The sequence below is a fragment of the Streptomyces sp. P9-A4 genome (genome assembly GCF_036634195.1).
Taxonomy (GTDB): Bacteria; Actinomycetota; Actinomycetes; order Streptomycetales; family Streptomycetaceae; genus Streptomyces.
Genome location: NZ_JAZIFY010000001.1, coordinates 3805815 through 3822028 on the forward strand (window position 1 = coordinate 3805815; position 16214 = coordinate 3822028).

A 16214-nucleotide genomic window follows, 5' to 3' on the forward strand; every position below is an offset into this window, starting at 1 on the left:
GTTTCACGTGAAACCGATCGATCCGCGCCTGCTCCGGTACGCCAGGGCCACCCGTGTCTTCCTGATCGCGGTGGTCGCGCTCGGCCTGGTCGGGGCGGTGCTGGTCATCGCCCAGGCGATGCTCATCGCCGAGATCGTGGTGGGGTCCTTCCAGAAGGACCAGTCGGTTTCCGCCCTGACCACCCCCCTGCTGCTGCTCGCCGGAGTGGCGGCGGCACGGGGGCTGGTCTCCTGGCTGACCGAGCTCGCCGCCCACCGGGCGAGTGCGGCGGTCAAGTCCGAACTGCGCGGCCGGCTGCTCGATCGGGCGGCCGCCCTCGGGCCGGGCTGGCTCAGTGGCCAGAAGGCCGGTTCGCTGATCGCCCTCGCGACGAGGGGCGTGGACGCCCTCGACGACTACTTCGCCCGCTATCTGCCGCAGCTCGGGCTCGCGGTGGTCGTGCCGGTCGCGGTGCTGGCCCGGATCGTCACCGAGGACTGGGTCTCGGCGGCGATCATCGTCGTCACCCTGCCGCTCATCCCGGTCTTCATGATCCTGATCGGCTGGTACACCCAGGCCAGGATGGACCGCCAGTGGAAGCTGCTGTCCCGGCTCTCCGGGCACTTCCTGGACGTGGTGGCCGGGCTTCCCACCCTGAAGATCTTCGGCCGGGCGAAGGCCCAGGCCGAGTCGATCCGCACGATCACCTCCGAGTACCGGCAGGCGACGATGCGCACCCTGCGGATCGCCTTCCTGTCCTCCTTCGCCCTGGAACTCCTCGCGACGCTGTCGGTCGCGCTGGTCGCCGTGACCATCGGCATGCGGCTCGTCCACGGCGAGCTGGACCTGTACACCGGACTCGTCATCCTGATCCTGGCGCCGGAGGCCTATCTGCCGCTGCGGCAGGTGGGAGCCCAGTTCCACGCGGCGGCGGAGGGGCTCGCGGCGGCGGAGGAGATCTTCGACGTCCTGGAGCAGCCGGTACGGGAGAGCGGTACGGGCGCCGTCCCCGCGTCCGTACGCCTGGATCTTGACGGGGTGGTGGTACGTCACGCCGGGCGGGCCGAACCCTCCCTCGACGCGACGACACTGACGGTCGAGCCGGGCGAGACGGTGGCCCTGGTCGGGCCGAGCGGGGCCGGGAAGTCGACGCTGCTCGATGTCGTCCTCGGGTTCGCGGTGCCGGAAGAGGGCGGTTCCGTCCGCGTCGGCGGCCAGGATCTCGCCACGCTCGACCTGGAGGCCTGGCGGTCGCGGATCGCCTGGGTGCCGCAGCGGCCCTACCTCTTCGCGGGCACGATCGCCGAGAACGTCCGCCTCGCCCGCCCGGACGCCTCCGACGAGGCGGTACGGCAGGCACTGCGGGACGCCGGTGCGGACGGGTTCGTCGCCGGGCTCCCGCAGGGGCTCGACACCCCGCTCGGCGAGGACGGCGTCGGGCTCTCGGCCGGGCAGCGGCAGCGCCTCGCGCTCGCCCGGGCCTTCCTGGCGGACCGTCCGCTGCTGCTGCTCGACGAGCCGACGGCCGCGCTCGACGGCGAGACGGAGGCGGGCGTGGTCGACGCGGTCCGCCGCCTCGCCGCCGGCCGGACCGTGCTCCTCGTCGTCCACCGCCCGGCGTTGCTCGCGGTGGCGGACCGGGTGGTGCGGGTGGACCCGGCGGGGGCTGGTTCTGAGGCCGGTGCTTCTGAGGCCAGTGGTTTTGTGGCCGGTGGTTCTGAAGCGGGTGGTTCCGAAGCCGCCGCTTCCGGGGCCGCCGCTTCCGGGACTGCCGTCCCCGAGCCGGCCGCCCCCGAGACCCCCGAGGCCGTCGGCGCCGTGAGCACCCCCAGCTCCGTGCTCGGCCGGGTCCGGGGCATGGCCGGGGAGCTCAAGGGGCGGATGGCCCTCGCCCTGCTGCTCGGCAGCCTCGCCCTCGGCTCCGCCGTCGGCCTCATGGCCGTCTCCGGCTGGCTCATCTCCCGTGCCTCCGAACAGCCGCCCGTGCTCTATCTGATGGTGGCCGTCACCGCCACCCGCGCCTTCGGCATCGGGCGGGCGGTCTTCCGGTACGCGGAGCGGATCGTCTCGCACGACGCCGTCCTGCGGATGCTCGCCGAACTCCGGGTCTCGGTCTTCCGGCGGCTGGAGCGGATCGCCCCGGCCGGACTGCGCCGCACCCGGCGGGGCGACCTGCTCGCCCGGCTCGTCCAGGACGTCGACGCCCTCCAGGACTACTGGCTGCGCTGGCTGCTCCCGGCGGGCGCCGCGCTCGTGGTGGGCGTCGCCTCCGCCGGGTTCACCGCCTGGCTGCTGCCCGAGGCCGGTGCCGTCCTCGCCGTCGGCCTGCTGGTCGCGGGTGTCCTCGTACCGGCCGCTGCCGGAGCCCTCGCCCGGCGCGCCGAACGACGGCTCGCCCCCGCGCGCGGAGCCCTCGCGACCGCCGTGGCCGATCTGCTCCGCGGCTGCGCCGAGCTGACCGTGGCCGGTGCGCTGCGCGGCCGGATCGAGCGGGCGCGGACCGCCGACCGGGCGCTCACCGGCATCGCCTCCCGGCAGGCCGCCGCCACCGCGCTCGGAGCCGGACTCTCGGCCCTCGTCTGCGGCCTGACCGTGGTGGCCGCCGCGCTCGTCGGCGTCCGGGCCGTGGCGGACGGCCGGCTCGACGGCGTCGCCCTCGCCGTGGTCGTCCTCACCCCGCTCGCCGCCTTCGAGGCGGTCACCGGACTTCCGCTCGCCGTCCAGTACCGCCAGCGCGTCAGGCACAGCGCCGAGCGGGTCTTCGAGGTGCTGGACGCGCCCGTGCCCGTACGGGAGCCGGTCCGGCCCGAGACTCCCCCGGCGAGCCCGTTCCCGCTGGTGCTCGACGGGCTCTCCGCCCGGCACGCCGGTCAGGAACGGGCCGCGCTCACCGACTTCCGGCTCACCCTGGAGACCGGGCGCCGGGTCGCCGTCGTCGGCGCCTCCGGCTCCGGCAAGACCACGCTCGCCCAGGTGCTGCTGCGGTTCCTGGACGTGGAGCACGGCACGTACCGGATCGGCGGCGTGCCCGCCTGGGAGCTCGACGGCGACGCGGTCCGCCGCCTCGTCGGGCTCTGCGCCCAGGACGCGCACCTCTTCGACAGTTCCGTCCGCGAGAACCTGCGGCTCGCCCGTACCGGCGCGAGCGACGAGGAACTGCGCGAGGCGCTCCGCAGGGCCCGGCTGCTCGACTGGGTGGACGCTCTGCCCGCCGGGCTCGACACCCTCGTGGGCGAGCACGGCTCCCAGCTCTCCGGCGGTCAGCGCCAGCGCCTCGCGCTCGCCCGTGCCCTCCTCGCCGACTTCCCCGTACTCGTCCTCGACGAGCCGGCCGAGCACCTGGACCTGGCCACCGCCGACGCCCTCACCGACGATCTGCTCCGGGCCACGGAAGGCCGTACGACCCTCCTCATCACCCACCGCCTGCACGGACTCGAAGCGGTCGACGAGGTCCTCGTCCTGGACGGGGGCCGGACCGTGCAGCACGGACCGTACGCGGAACTGGCCGCCGCGGAAGGCCCGCTGCGCCGGATGCTCGACCAGGAACGGGCGACCGACCTGCTCGTCGTCGGCCCGGAGACGTCCCTGCCCGCCCCCGGCGGCGACCGGCCGACTTTTCTCGCCAAATAGGACTTACTAGGCTCAAGCCATGACCGCCGAAGCGTCCGACGCCCCGGACCCCCTGGAAGCCGCCACTCAGGCCACCCGCAGCCTCCAGGGCCTGTCCACGGAACTCACCGCCCGCGTACCGCAGCTCCTGGAGGCCATGCGTTCGGTCGGCACCGGGCTCGAACTCCACTCCACCCTCGACCGCATCTGCGAGACCGCCGCCGAACTCGCCGACGCCCGCTACGCCGCGATCGGCGTCGTCGACGACGAGGGCAAGGGCCTGTCCGACTTCGTCACCTTCGGTGTCGACGAGGAGGTGGCCCGCCGCATCGGACACCGGCCCGACGGCCACGCCGGGCTGCTCGGCGCGCTGATCCAGGCCCCCCAGACGATCCGCCTCGCCGACCTCTCCGCCGACCCGCGCTCGGCCGGCTTCCCGCCGGGACACCCCCCGATGCGGACCTTCCTCGGCGTTCCCATCCGCGTCCAGGGCGAGATCTTCGGCAATCTGTACCTCGCGGAGAAGCACGGCGGCGGCGAGTTCAACGACTACGACGTGCACATGGTCCGGGTGCTGGCCACCGAGGCGGGCATCGCCATCGGCAACGCCCGTCTGTACGAGGCCGCCCGGCAGCGCGAGCGGTGGATCGACGGCTCGGTCGCCGTCACCACCGCGCTGCTCTCCGGCGGCGACGCCGACGACGCCCTCGCCGTCGTCGCCGAACAGGCCCGGCGGCTCGCCGACGCCGACGCCGGCATCGTGCTGCTGCCCGCCGAGGACGGCGGCCTGGAGATCGTCGCCGTCTCCTCGCCCCGGCCCACGAAGTCGCTGGGCGTGGTGATCCCGCCCGAGAGCGCCGTGGTGGAACAGCTTCTGGCCGGCGAGGCGGTCTTCATCGCGGACGCGTCGAAGGACCCGCGCATGATCAGCCGGCTGACCTCCCCGTACGGCCCCAGCATGATGCTGCCGCTGCAGAGCGGCGGGCGGGTGCTCGGCGCGCTCGCCACCCCCCGGGTGCGGGGCGCGCGCCAGTTCACCGAGGCGGAGCGGACGCTCGCGACCCAGTTCGCCTCGCAGGCGGCGCTCGCCCTGATGATGGCCGACGCGCAGCGGGACCGGGAGCGCCTCGCCGTCTACGAGGACCGCGACCGGATCGCCCGTGACCTGCACGATCTCGTGATCCAGCGGCTCTTCGCCACCGGCATGATGCTGGAGGGTGCCCAGCGCAGGTCGATCGTGCCGGCCGTGCGCGAGGGCGTCGGCAAGGCCGTGGACGAACTGGACGTGACCATCCAGGAGATCCGTACGGCGATCTTCGCGCTCCAGCAGGGCCCCGCCGAGGCCCCCTCGGGGCTGCGCACCCGCGTGCTGCGGGAGATCAACATGGCGGCGGTGCCGCTCGGCTTCAAGCCCGCGCACCGCTTCCTCGGCGCGATCGACACCATGGTCGGCGAACTCACCGGCAAGAACCTCATCGCCGCGCTGCGGGAGGCGCTCTCCAACGCCTTCCGGCACGCGGAGGCGAGCCGTATCGAGGTGGTCGTCGACGCGGGCGTCACCCTGCCGGACGGCTCCGCCGGGGTACGGCTCGAAGTCGCCGACGACGGCATCGGCATTCCGGCGGGCGGGCGGCGCAGCGGTCTGCGCAACCTGGCGCGGCGGGCCGAGTCGCTGGGCGGCGCGAGCTGGTGCGGACCAGGCATCGGGGAGGACGGCGGCGGCACGACGGTGGTGTGGGAGGCGCCGCTGTAGCGCCGGGAAGGCAGTGCCCGGCGGGGCGGGAGCTAGTCGCCGTGCGGTCGGCGGAGCTGGTCGCCGTGCGCGGCTGCCGTCGCTTCTGCCACCAGCTGCTCGATGACGACGGCCACGCCGTCCTCGTTGTTGCCGACCGTACGGCCGGAGGCGGCGGCGATCACGTCGGGGTGGGCGTTGCCCATCGCGTACGAGCGGCCCGCCCAGCTCAGCATCTCGATGTCGTTGGGCATGTCGCCGAAGGCGACGACCTCCTCGGCCGTGATGCCGCGCTCGGCGCAGCAGAGGGCCAGGGTGGAGGCCTTGGAGACGCCATGGGCGCTGATCTCGATGAGGGCGGTGGGGCTCGACCGGGTGAAGGCGGCGCGGTCCCCGGCCGTCTCCCTCGCCACCGCGAGGAACGCGTCGGGGTCGAGCTCCGGGTGCTGGGCGAGCAGCTTGAGCACGGGGGCGGCGGCTCCCGGCTCCTCTTCGAAGAGGAGCTTCTCGGCGGTGGCGACGGTCGCGCCGGGGTCGAGGAAGAACGGCGGGTACTGCGGCTCGTAGTGGATGCCGGTGGTCAGCTCGACCGCGAAGGAGGTGCCGGGCGCGGCGGCACGCAGGGCCCGTACGACATCGAGGGCGACGGGCCGCTCCAGCGGACGCACCTCCAGGAAGGTGCCGCCCGTGTGGAGGTCGACGAGGGCGGCGCCGTTGGCGCAGATCGCCAGACCGTGCCCGTGGACGTGGTCGCTGACGACGTCCATCCAGCGGGCCGGGCGGCCGGTGACGAAGAAGACCTCGATGCCGGCCTGCTCGGCCGCGGCGAGTGCGGCGACCGTGCGCGCGGAGACGGACTTGTCGTCGCGCAGCAGCGTGCCGTCGAGGTCGGTGGCGATCAGCCGGGGAGCCGGGGCGGACGGGTGCGGGGAACGGGGAGAGGTCACCGCCCCATTCTTCCGCACCGGACGCACGGGCGTGCGGGGAGCCGCACATATGAGTGACTGGATTCCGGCCTTCCGTTCCTCCGGGCGTACTTCGAGGTGCGGAAGAGGCCGGCGGGCTCTCAGTACGCGACCTCCATGACGGCCCGATGGGTGCGGGGGTCGTCGACCCGGGTCAGGAGGCAGTGCGCGAGATCGGCGCGGGAGAGGGACTTCGGGCGGTCCAGGTGGCCGTTCTCGGCGGTCCGGTAGCGGCCGGTCAGCGGGCCGTCGGTGAGCATCGGCGGCCGTACCACCGTCCAGGCCGTGTCCCCTGTCGCCGCCGAGGTCATGAAGGTCTCCATCCGGGCCATGTCGGCGTAGCCGTGCCGGTAGAGGCGCTGGATCACGTACCGGGTGACCAGCCGTTGCGGCAGCGGCACGTCGGGGGTGATCTCCAGGCCGGCGGAGGAGAGGCAGAGCAGCCGGTCCACGCCGGACGCGCGCATGGCTTCGACGATGTTCCGGGTGCCCCGCGAGTAGACGGTCGTCGGGTGCTTGCGGTCGGTGCTGCCGAGGCAGGAGAGGACGGCGTCGTGCCCGGCGACGGCCTGCCGCCAGGTCTCCGGTGCGAGCGCGTCCCCGCGCAGGACCGTCAGCCGGGACGCCGGGTCCGGGGCCGGGTCCGTCATCGGCGCTGGTACGGGCACCGGCACCCGGGCGGGGTCGCGGGCCACGGCGGTGACCTGGTGGCCCGCGGCGAGGGCCTGCGCGAGGAGCTGAGCGCCGGTGCCGCCGGTGACGCCGAAGAGCAGGAGCCTCATGACGCCGCCACCTCCGTCGCCTCGGCTGCCTTCGCCGCCGCCTTCGCCAGGGCCTCGACGAGCGCGACGGCGATGGCCCGCTGGCCTTCGGGGGTGAGGTGGATCCCGTCGTCGAGGTGCAGTCCCGCGGCGGCCGCCCGGGTGTCGACGGTGAGTTCGGGACGGCCGAGGAGGAAGTCGGCGACGCCGTCGACGTCCTCGGCGCTCCAGCCGATCCCGGCGCGGCGGAAGTGGGGGTAGGCGTCGGCCCGTTCCTGGTCGACGGAGCCGGGGGTGAGCCAGATCCAGCGGTCCGCCACCGGGGGAGCGGCGAGTTCGCGGAGGGCCAGGAGGTTGCGCTCGGTCTCGGGACCGCTGACCAGCCGGGTGCCGGGCCCGTCGGTGCCACGGCCGATCCGCTGGGTGTCGTTCGCGCCGAGCATGCAGAGGACCCAGTCGGGGCGCAGGTGGGGCAGCGGGGGGAGTTGGGCGAGGGCCTGGGTGGTGGTGAGCCCGGAGACCGCGAGGTCGACGAGTACGACGCTGTCCGGGAGGAGGTGGCGCAGGATCGCGAACCAGGAGAGCCGGTCGGCGGTGGTGCTCTCGCCGAGCGCCACGATCCGCTGGCCGGGCCGGAAGGGCAGTGCGCCGACCCGGTCGGCGAAGGCGGGGTCCTTGAGGAGTTCGGCGGCGGTGTTCCGGGCCTGCTCGTCGAGGTCCCGCAGCAGGGCGCGGTATGTGTCGGGGTCGAGGCCGAAGAGGTCGGCGAGGCGGGCGTCGGAGAGTTCGCCCAGGTAGCGCAGGGACTTCTCGGGCTGCTGGAAGCGGAGGAGTTTGGCGATCAGGGCGGGGTCGGGGGCGCCGCTGGGCTTCGCGCTGTTGCGGGTCTCGTCGTGGGTGCGGCTCTCGGTCATGTCAGGACTCCTCACGGGTGCTGGTGCTGGTGGGGGTGCCGGTACTGGTGCGCGTACGGGTACGGGCGCCGGCGGTGGTCCGGGCGCGGTGCCGGGGCAGCAGGAAACCGGCGGCGATCAGCCAGCCGAGGCAGGTGAAGCGGGCCAGCGGCAGCAGCAGGGCGGCGCCGTCGAAGAGCAGGGTGAGGGTGGCCAGTTCCGCGACGGTCGCCAGCACCAGACCGGTCACCGCCAGGGCGCGGGGCAGCAGTCCGGCGAGGAGCCCGGGAACGGCGATTCCGGCCACGAGCAGGCCGAGCGTCACCACGTGCCCGGGGCCGCCGGTGGCGAAGGCCAGGTACTGGAGGGCCCGTACGAGCGGCGGGAGTTCGAGGACCTCCGTACGGGACAGGGTCCAGCTCACCAGCCCGCAGCAGGCCAGGAATCCGGCGGCGAGGAGGCCGCCGGCCAGGGCGATCGTGGCGCCGGGGGCGCGGACGCCGAGCCGGTGCAGCCGGGCCGAGACGGTGGCGGCGTACACGGCCAGCGGGATCGAAGCGGCGAACTGGAGGGCGCCGGAGATCTGGACGGCGTCGGAGTGGGCGCGGAAGTAGGCCACGATCTCGCCGGTCTCCCCGAAGGGGGAGGGGAACGGGTCGCCTCCGGCGAGCACGGTGCTGAGGACGAGCCCGGCGAGGAACAGCGCGGTGAACACCACGGCGAGCACACCCGGCGGCGGCCCTCCCTGCGCTTCCCTGCGCTCTCGCTCCAAGGGGGCCTCGGTCGGCCGGGGGTCGGTCCAGCTCTCTGCAGACACGGGTACGGTCCGTTCTCTGAGAAGAATAGTTCACAGTGAAGAATCATTCTTTTCGCGTACCCTAACTCCGTGAGCAGTGACCGGCAACCAGTGGAAGACCCGGACGACGCGGCGGCGCCCCCGCCCGCGCCTTCGCGCGGTGGCGCGTTTCTGCTCGCCCAGCTCGGGGCGCACGCGGCCGGCCGCTTCGGCGAACGCGTCGGCGCCCTCGGCCTCGCACCGCCGGACGTCGGTCTGCTGCGGATGATCGCCATGCAGCCCGGCCGGAGTCAGCGCTCCCTCGCCGCCGACCTCGGCGTCGTGCCGAGCCGTGTCGTCGCGCTGATCGACAACCTGGAGCAGAAGGGTTTCGTCGAACGGCGGCGCAGCGTCGAGGACCGTCGTCACCACGAGCTGTACGTGTCCGAGGGGGGCCGCCGGGCCCTCGAAGGGGTACGGGAGGTGGCCGCCGCGCACGAGGACGAGCTGTTCGCTGCGCTGGACGAGGAGGACCGGGTACGGCTGACGGCGCTGCTCGGGCGGATAGCCGAGCAGCAGGGCCTCACGCCGGGAGTCCACCCCGGCTACCGGAACCTGCCGAAGCGCGCGGGTGGCCGGCCGAACTGAGCGGGAGGGGCGGCCCGTCCCGACGTGGCCGTAAACGTCCGTTCGTTTTTCGTTCGACGGGGAAGATCCCTGGGAGCGGAAGGCGTCTCAGGGGGGCGGGGGCATGGGCTCGGGCCGGAGAAGGGACGGGTGCGACTCCTGCGGGGTGCCGTACGGGACCTGGGTCGCGAGTCTCGGAATGGCGCTGTGCCCGGAGTGCGAGGGGACGGGCGCGAGCCCGCCCGCGCGGGACCCGGTGCTGGTGGGCGACGTGCTGGCGGGCCTGGTCGACGCCGTGGCGCACGGGCGACAGCCTCAGCCGTCCGTCGCGAACTGCCGTCGGTGCGGGGCGTCCGCCGCGTGGCACCGCACGGTGCGCGGGCGCTGGATCATGATCGAGCCGGGGGAGCTGGCGGCCGGTGTCGTCCCGGCGGGCAGCCGCTGGCGCGTCGCGGGTGACGGAACCGCCGTGAACCTCGGCTCCGCCGTGCCCTCCGACACCTGCCGGGTGAGCCACTTCGACGTCTGCCCGGCCGGCCCCGAGCCGGCCGGCTCCCCCGTCATGCAGGCGCTGTGGCGAGGCCACGCCCGACGGACCGCCTGACCGGCGGTGGTCCCCCGTCTGACCGGGGCCGTGGCCCCAGCCGTGCCCAGCCGTGCCCGGCCTCTCCCGGCCGTGCCCGGCCTCGCTCCGTCGTCAGCCCAGCTGGGTGAGCGCCTCGGTGGCGATCCGCTCGAAGACGGCCTGGTCGGCGGCGAAGTCGGAGTCGGGGATCGGCCAGTGGATCACGATCTCGGTGAAGCCGATCTCGCGGTGGCGCCCGGCGAAGTCCACGAACGCGTCCACGGACTCCAGCGGCCGGCTCCGGTCCGGCGTGAAGCCGGTCAGCAGCACCTTGTCCAGCTCGGCGACCTCTCGGCCGGTCTCGGCGCAGGCCTTGCCGAGCTTCTCGACCTGGCCGCGCAGCGCCGCCACCGACTGCTCCGGAGTGCCCTCCTCGAAGATCTTCGGGTCACCGGTCGTCACCCACGCCTGCCCGTACCGCGCGGCCAGCTTCAGACCGCGCGGCCCCGTCGCCGCCACCGCGAACGGCAGCCGCGGGCGCTGGACGCAGCCGGGGATGTTCCGCGCCTCGTCGGCCGAGTAGAACGTGCCGGTCTCCGTCACCGCGTCCTCGGTGAGCAGCTGGTCGAGCAGCGCCACGAACTCGCCGAAACGGTCCGCCCGCTCCTTCGGCGTCCACGGCTCCTGGCCCAGCGCGGTCGCGTCGAAGCCATTGCCGCCCGCGCCGATGCCGAGCGTGATCCGCCCGTCGGAGATGTCGTCGAGCGTCATCAGTTCTTTGGCGAGCGTCACCGGATGCCGGAAGTTCGGCGAGGTCACGAGCGTGCCGAGCCGCATCCGCTCGGTGGCCGTAGCCGCCGCGGTGAGCGTGGGCAGCGCGCCGAACCACGGGCCGTCCCGGAAGGTCCGCCAGGACAGGTGGTCATAGGTGTACGCGGCATGGAACCCGAGGTCCTCGGCCCGCCGCCAGGTCTTCTGCCCCTCGCTCCATCGGTGGATGGGGAGGATCACCGTACTCAGACGCATGATGCAGACCATACGCCGGGTTCTGCTCCGATGGCTGTGCCGGCGGAGCGGATGAAGGAAACCGCACCGGCGCCGCTCTGACGGTCGCTACGGTGCCCTCATGAGCACGTGGAGTGAGGCTGAACTCGCGGCCCTGGTCGATGAGGCGACGGTCGACGCGTACGGCGAGGAAGAGCAGCTGACCGGCCTGTTCACCATGCTTGAGGAGCACCTCGATGTGCCTTTCACGACCATGGTTCCCGGCGCCGAGGCAAGGATGCGGAGCATCGACCTCACGCCGGACGGCAGGATCGGCGCGTTGTGCTCTCACGGGCGCGTCCGACAGGCGGTCGGCATCCTGGAGCTGCCGTTGCCCAGCCCGGCTCCCGAGGGGGCGGAGCGGATCGAGGCGTACCGCCACTGGGCAGGTCGAGGCCGGACGCCTCGCCCCTCACGCGGAGGTGGCTCGCAGGAAAGGACTGAACGTGGCTGAGGCCGTGCGGGGCGCGCATCAGGGCGCCGGCGAACCGCCGCTGAACGATCTCATCGCTCGCAGCGCCGAGTTGAAGAAGAAACTGGTCGCCTTCGCTCAGAGCGCCCGCTTCGACCGGTGGTTGACGCCCCTTCTGCTGGAGGCCGCTGGGCCCGCACGGCAGCTGGACGAGGGCGAGGCGATCCGGATCACCGACCACTTCATCCTGCGGTACCGCCTGCCGGACGGTTCGACCGTGGTGGACCGCTTCGTCGCCGGCCGGAAGGACTTGACCGCCGCCGAACGGGAGATGCTGCTCGGCTGGCGTGACCCGGTCGAGGGCGTCTTCGAGATCCAGCGTAAGGACGGGGATGCGGTCATCCTGCTCAACCTTGTCGACGACCTGGAGTACCGCACGTACTCGAACGTCGGGCGGGCGGCGTTCCGCAGAGTGTCCGAGGGTGGATTCCTCCACACCTGCCTGGTGCCCGTTCAATCGGCCGGCGTGGCGTGGCTGGTGTCCGGGGCTATGGAGAGCTACCCCAGGTCAAGCGCCACCGAGATCGCCCAAGCCGCTCTGCGACTGGCCACGCACCACCCCGAACTGGTCTTCCGCAACGCCGAGAAGAGCGAGCAGGGGTGGCAGTGGATGCGGGAGGACCGGACCGCTTTCATGGACTTCTGCGGCGGCGACGAACTGGTCCTTCCGCCTGCCGAAGCCGAGGAACTCCTTGACGGGTACTACCGCCACCGCCATGAGGGCGCCGTCGCCGGACGGCCGGGCCACGCCCGGGGCAGACGTCCTCCCGGCCTGGACCTGCCGTTCTTCGAGCTTCCGCGAGAGCTCGCGGACTCCGACACGGTCGGTGTCATCTACGACCAGGTCGACGGGCTCAACTTCTACGCCGACTACGGGATGCTGCGGGACCTCTTCGCGGACCCCGCCCTCACGGGGCGCAGACAGCACCAGGACCTGCTGCGCACGTACCTGCGCGAGGAGTCGATCACGCCACTGCCGATCCGCCGACTGGCCGCCGCTCATCCGGAGACAGCGGACGACGTGTTCCGGAAGCTGCTGAGGAAGCCTGGATTCACCTGGAGCGAGCACGGCGATGCGCTGCTGCGCCGGCGCAAGCCCTGGTATTACGAGAGCGACCCGCGCCCCGGGGTGTCCGTGATCGGCGACCGTCTGAGCGAGCTGCTCGGTGCGGGGCGGCGCTGAGCTCGTACGTGGAGAAGCTCGACCGATGGCGCGCATACCGCAGTATGCTGGATCCATGGCTGATACGACCCGCATCACGGTCACTCTGCCCACCGAGCAGGTGGCGGAGCTGAAGAGGCTCACGGACAACGTCTCCGGCTACGTCGCGGAGGCCGTTGCCCGCCAGATCAGGCACCACCTGCTCGGTGAGGAGCTGCGCCGCTACGAGGAGGAACACGGCGCGTTCACCGACAAGGAGTTGGCCGCGGCCCAGGCCAGAATCTTCGGCACGGCCGAGCACGAGGAGTCGGCGAGCGCCGCGTGAACAATCGCCTTGAGGCCGTCGTACTGGACTCCCAAGGGCTGTCCGCCTGGATCTCGCAGGACCGGGCCGTGCTCGCGATGATCAGATCCTTCCATTCGATGGCGGCCGATCTCGTGGTCTGCGCCAACACCATCGTGGAGGTCATGCACGCCCGGGTGAACACACCTCGACTGAACTGGGTCCTCTCCCAGGTCAAGGTGGAAGCGGTGACCGAGCAGACGGCCAGAGCCGCCGCCGGGCTGCTGAGAGAAGCCGCCCTGCACGGCCACAAGTACGCGATCGATGCCACCGTCGCCGAGCTGGCGCTCCGCCAGCCGGGCCCGGTGGCCATGCTCACGTCCGACGTCGACGACATGGCCAAGCTGTGCGGGAACCGAGTCCGACTCATCGCGATCTGATCCGCTTCGGGCGGGACCAAGGCGCCCCTGACGTACGTTTTCCCTCGCTCCATCGGTGGATGGGGAGGCTCACCGTACTCAAGCGCATGACGCCACCCTACGCGCGCGCGTGGAACGGGATCCGGACCTTCGAATACCGAGGCGGGGCACACCCCGTGGGGGGAAACTGTGCTCACTGCACGGGACTGAGGGGAGCGGGATCGATGAACGAGACCGACGGTACGGGCGAGGCCGACGGTACGGGCGGTACGGGCGGTACGGGCGGGACCGGCGCTACGGGCGACGCCCCCGCAGCCCCCGGCCCCCGTTCCCTTGCCGCGCGCCGGCGCGACACCGCGCACCGGCTGGACCACGATGTCGACGTCTGGGTCGCCACCGCATCGGCGGACGGCGTGCCATACCTGGTGCCGCTGTCCTTCGACTGGGACGGGGCCGCTCTTCTGGTGGCCACCCCGGCGGACAGCCCGACCGGCCGGAACCTGGCGGCCACCGGGACCGCTCGGCTCGGGCTCGGAGCCACCCGTGATGTGACCATGATCGAGGGCGATGTCGAGGTGCTGGAGATGGACGCGCTGCCGGAGGAGCGGAGGGACCGCTTCGCCGCGCGCACCGGCTTCGACCCGTTTGCGCTGACCACGGCGTACCGCTGGTTCCGCATCACCCCGCGCCGCGTCCAGGCCTGGCGCGAGGCGGACGAACTGCGCGGCCGTGAACTGATGCGGGACGGCGACTGGCTGGCCTGACCCGCCGCACCGCCGCGGTCAGCGGGTCAGGCGGCTCATCCACGGGGTGAGCGAGACGCCGGGGACGAGTTCCTTGTAGGTCTCGTCGCCGGGCAGCGGGACGATCAGCCACCAGCCGGGCGGGAAGAAACGGCCCTTCACATGGGCCAGGCCGCTGTGGAGGGAACGGACGAACGCGGGGACCGCGTCGCGGGGCACGTCCTCGAACGCGATGCCTTCCACGACGATCCTGGCGTCGTCCTCCGGGAAGATCTGAACCGTGACCGAGGGGGAGCCGCCCAGCTCCACGTACGCCTCGTGCGGCAGCGAACCGTCCGCGTCGAGGACGGCGAACGCGCCGGACGAGGTGCGCCGGGACGTCTGGTCCGCGCCGATGTCGTCGGTCACCGTCATCTCCAGCTCGAACTCCTGGGCGATCTCACGGATCGCGACGACGGCGGCTTCGGTGCTGGGCAGGTGCGGGTGTGCCATGGGGGCGATCATGCCTCAGCCGGGAAAGCGCAGGTACTCCGGCGGTACGGCATCGGCCAGCCAGACGCCGTTGGCGCTGACGCGGAACACGTGTCCGGCCCGGTGCATGGCTCCGGCGTCGACGCTGAGCACCACCGGCCGGCCCCGGCGCGCACCGACCCGGGTCGCGGTCTCCCGGTCGGGGGAGAGGTGCACGTGGTGGCGGGCCATGGGGCGCAACCCCTCCGCCCGGATCGCGGGGAGCAGGGCGGCGACCGTACCGTGGTAGAGGTACGCGGGCGGTTCCGCGGCCGGCAGGTCCAGGTCCACCGCGATGGTGTGGCCCTGGCTGGCCCGGATGCGGGTGCCCTCGATCGCGAAGCGCTTCTTGTCGTTGGTCGCGACGACGTGGTCGAGTTCCTCGCGGGTGATCACGAAGCCGTTGCGTGCGGTGGCCTGGAGCAGCGCCTCGATCTCGGTCCAGCCGTGGGCGTCGAGGACGAGGCCGATGCGCTCCGGCTGGTGGCGCAGGTGCTTGGAGAGGTACTTCGAGACCTTCACCGTGCGGCGCTCGTCCGGCGGTTGTCGTCGTGCGGTTCCATTCATTGCGTCAGGATGCCGGAGCGCGGTTTTCCGGGGCCATCGATTTCCGCTGGGATGTTTGATCCACAGCCAAAGCGACTTATCCACAGGCGAGTTGACGATTCTGTGGACAACAGGGCAGTGTTTTCAGGTGGATTGAGTAACTTCGCCACCGATTGAGCGATTTGCGGAAAGCGCGTCCAATGTTCTTTTGTGGACCTCTCGTTCCGTGGCGGCGGCGACGAAGGCCGCGACGCCCTCCGGACCCACCAGACCCTGAACCGCCCTTATCGTTCCGGCCGGAAGGGTCACCGGGCGCGGCTCGTCGTCCTTCACGGCCGGTGCCTCGGGCGGCGCCAGATGCAGCTGGAGATGCCGGGTCGCCAACAGGCGCATGGCCCGAGCCAGTTCGGCGTCCACCGTCTGCTGGGCGAGCGGCCGGAGCCGCCGCACCATCGTCGCCGCCTCGGCCGCGTCCGTGTCCGTCGGGGGGCGGTGCTCCAGATAGCGCGCGAAGACGTACTCGGTGGTGAACTCCAGGAAACGGGACGCTATGTGCTCCACCTGGTCCCGAAGTTCCCTCAGATGCCCGGTGATTGCCGCGAGCGGCACCCCGGCCGCGTACAACTCGGCCGCCACCGCGAGTTCCTGGGGACTCGGTACGAGGTACTCCTCGCCCTCCCGGCCCGGGAGCCGCTCCAGTACGCCGAGCTCGACGGCCTCCAGGATGGCCGCCTCGTCCGGTGTGCCGCCGAAGCGGGCGTCCAGCTCCTCGCGGGAGATCCGGTCCGCCTCCTCGTCCGTCCACGGCCCGTGCACCTCCGCGACGAGGCCCAGCACCCCGCCGAGGCCCCGGCCGGTGTCCCAGGCCTCCAGGAGTTCCTTGATCGAGGCCAGGGTGTAGCCCCGGTCGAGGAGGTCGGCGATCTGCCGGAGCCGCGCCAGGTGCGCGTCCCCGTACACGTTCGACCTGCCCCGCCGCTCCGGGCGGGGCAGCAGCCCGCGGTCCTGGTAGGCGCGGATCGTCCGGACCGTGGCCCCGCTGTGATGGGCGAGATCCTCGATCCGGTACTCCGGCTGTGCTGACTGCTCGGACAAAACCGCTCCCACCGACCGCTCGCTCCACCCCGC

The 16214-nt window shown here is 72.5% G+C and carries 17 protein-coding genes; 9 read left to right on the forward strand and 8 right to left on the reverse strand.

The window, feature by feature from the left end; genetic code table 11:
* The first annotated feature begins 7 nt into the window (after nucleotides 1-7).
* Nucleotides 8-3610: a thiol reductant ABC exporter subunit CydD gene (cydD, locus tag V4Y03_RS16985; RefSeq protein ID WP_332435461.1), complete on the forward strand. Its 3603-nt coding sequence runs from the start codon at nucleotides 8-10 to the stop codon at nucleotides 3608-3610.
* A 19-nt stretch (nucleotides 3611-3629) separates the two neighbouring features.
* Nucleotides 3630-5342, forward strand: coding sequence for a GAF domain-containing sensor histidine kinase (locus V4Y03_RS16990; RefSeq protein WP_317877644.1), 1713 nt, complete (start codon nucleotides 3630-3632; stop codon nucleotides 5340-5342).
* A gap of 32 nt (nucleotides 5343-5374) precedes the next feature.
* On the opposite strand, the gene V4Y03_RS16995 is transcribed toward V4Y03_RS16990, so the two are convergent.
* The 4 genes from V4Y03_RS16995 to V4Y03_RS17010 all read right to left on the reverse strand — a co-directional run bounded on the left by V4Y03_RS16995 (nucleotide 5375) and on the right by V4Y03_RS17010 (nucleotide 8757).
* The gene (locus tag V4Y03_RS16995) at nucleotides 5375-6268 is read right to left on the reverse strand and encodes a Cof-type HAD-IIB family hydrolase (RefSeq protein WP_332435462.1); all 894 of its coding nucleotides are present in this window, start codon (nucleotides 6266-6268) and stop codon (nucleotides 5375-5377) included.
* 119 nt (nucleotides 6269-6387) lie between these two features.
* Nucleotides 6388-7068: an NAD(P)-dependent oxidoreductase gene (locus V4Y03_RS17000; RefSeq protein ID WP_332435463.1), complete on the reverse strand. Its 681-nt coding sequence runs from the start codon at nucleotides 7066-7068 to the stop codon at nucleotides 6388-6390.
* Nucleotides 7065-7961: an SGNH/GDSL hydrolase family protein gene (locus V4Y03_RS17005; RefSeq protein WP_332435464.1), complete on the reverse strand. Its 897-nt coding sequence runs from the start codon at nucleotides 7959-7961 to the stop codon at nucleotides 7065-7067. Before V4Y03_RS17005 ends, V4Y03_RS17000 begins: the two co-directional genes overlap by 4 nt.
* Nucleotide 7962: 1 nt before the next feature.
* Nucleotides 7963-8757: a hypothetical protein gene (locus V4Y03_RS17010; protein WP_332435465.1), complete on the reverse strand. Its 795-nt coding sequence runs from the start codon at nucleotides 8755-8757 to the stop codon at nucleotides 7963-7965.
* 69 nt (nucleotides 8758-8826) lie between these two features.
* On the opposite strand from V4Y03_RS17010, the gene V4Y03_RS17015 reads away from it, so the two are divergent.
* Together V4Y03_RS17015 and V4Y03_RS17020 are read left to right on the forward strand one after the other, a co-directional pair.
* Nucleotides 8827-9363: a MarR family winged helix-turn-helix transcriptional regulator gene (locus tag V4Y03_RS17015; RefSeq protein WP_317877649.1), complete on the forward strand. Its 537-nt coding sequence runs from the start codon at nucleotides 8827-8829 to the stop codon at nucleotides 9361-9363.
* A gap of 178 nt (nucleotides 9364-9541) precedes the next feature.
* Nucleotides 9542-9946 carry a DUF6083 domain-containing protein gene (locus V4Y03_RS17020; RefSeq protein WP_332435466.1) on the forward strand — a complete coding sequence of 135 codons (405 nt, stop codon included), beginning with the start codon at nucleotides 9542-9544 and terminating at the stop codon, nucleotides 9944-9946.
* Between the two features lie 93 nt (nucleotides 9947-10039).
* Here V4Y03_RS17020 and V4Y03_RS17025 read toward each other — a convergent pair whose 3' ends face one another.
* Nucleotides 10040-10933 carry an LLM class flavin-dependent oxidoreductase gene (locus V4Y03_RS17025; protein WP_317874447.1) on the reverse strand — a complete coding sequence of 298 codons (894 nt, stop codon included), beginning with the start codon at nucleotides 10931-10933 and terminating at the stop codon, nucleotides 10040-10042.
* A gap of 100 nt (nucleotides 10934-11033) precedes the next feature.
* On the opposite strand from V4Y03_RS17025, the gene V4Y03_RS17030 reads away from it, so the two are divergent.
* From V4Y03_RS17030 to V4Y03_RS17050, 5 genes are all read left to right on the forward strand, one after another.
* Nucleotides 11034-11405, forward strand: coding sequence for a hypothetical protein (locus tag V4Y03_RS17030; protein WP_332435467.1), 372 nt, complete (start codon nucleotides 11034-11036; stop codon nucleotides 11403-11405).
* Nucleotides 11398-12606 (forward strand): hypothetical protein, encoded by a 1209-nt coding sequence (locus tag V4Y03_RS17035; RefSeq protein ID WP_332435468.1) that lies wholly within the window; start codon nucleotides 11398-11400, stop codon nucleotides 12604-12606. Before V4Y03_RS17030 ends, V4Y03_RS17035 begins: the two co-directional genes overlap by 8 nt.
* Nucleotides 12607-12661: 55 nt before the next feature.
* Nucleotides 12662-12910 (forward strand): hypothetical protein, encoded by a 249-nt coding sequence (locus V4Y03_RS17040; RefSeq protein ID WP_317874450.1) that lies wholly within the window; start codon nucleotides 12662-12664, stop codon nucleotides 12908-12910.
* Nucleotides 12907-13308, forward strand: a complete 402-nt coding sequence (locus tag V4Y03_RS17045; RefSeq protein WP_332435469.1) for a DNA-binding protein — start codon at nucleotides 12907-12909, stop codon at nucleotides 13306-13308. The genes V4Y03_RS17040 and V4Y03_RS17045 overlap by 4 nt, the downstream gene beginning before the upstream one ends.
* Before the next feature lie 203 nt (nucleotides 13309-13511).
* On the forward strand, nucleotides 13512-14051 hold the full coding sequence (locus tag V4Y03_RS17050; RefSeq protein WP_332435470.1) for a pyridoxamine 5'-phosphate oxidase family protein: 540 nt from the start codon (nucleotides 13512-13514) through the stop codon (nucleotides 14049-14051).
* A gap of 18 nt (nucleotides 14052-14069) precedes the next feature.
* Here the strand turns inward: V4Y03_RS17050 and V4Y03_RS17055 are convergent, their stop codons facing one another.
* The 3 genes from V4Y03_RS17055 to V4Y03_RS17065 form a co-directional block, all read right to left on the reverse strand.
* A complete protein-coding gene (locus V4Y03_RS17055) occupies nucleotides 14070-14522 on the reverse strand; it encodes a hypothetical protein (RefSeq protein ID WP_332435471.1) in 453 nt (150 codons plus the stop codon).
* Nucleotides 14523-14537: 15 nt separating this feature from the next.
* A complete protein-coding gene (locus V4Y03_RS17060; RefSeq protein ID WP_317874454.1) occupies nucleotides 14538-15107 on the reverse strand; it encodes an RNA 2'-phosphotransferase in 570 nt (189 codons plus the stop codon).
* Nucleotides 15108-15230: 123 nt separating this feature from the next.
* Nucleotides 15231-16181, reverse strand: coding sequence for a MerR family transcriptional regulator (locus tag V4Y03_RS17065; RefSeq protein ID WP_332435472.1), 951 nt, complete (start codon nucleotides 16179-16181; stop codon nucleotides 15231-15233).
* Nucleotides 16182-16214 lie beyond the last annotated feature (33 nt).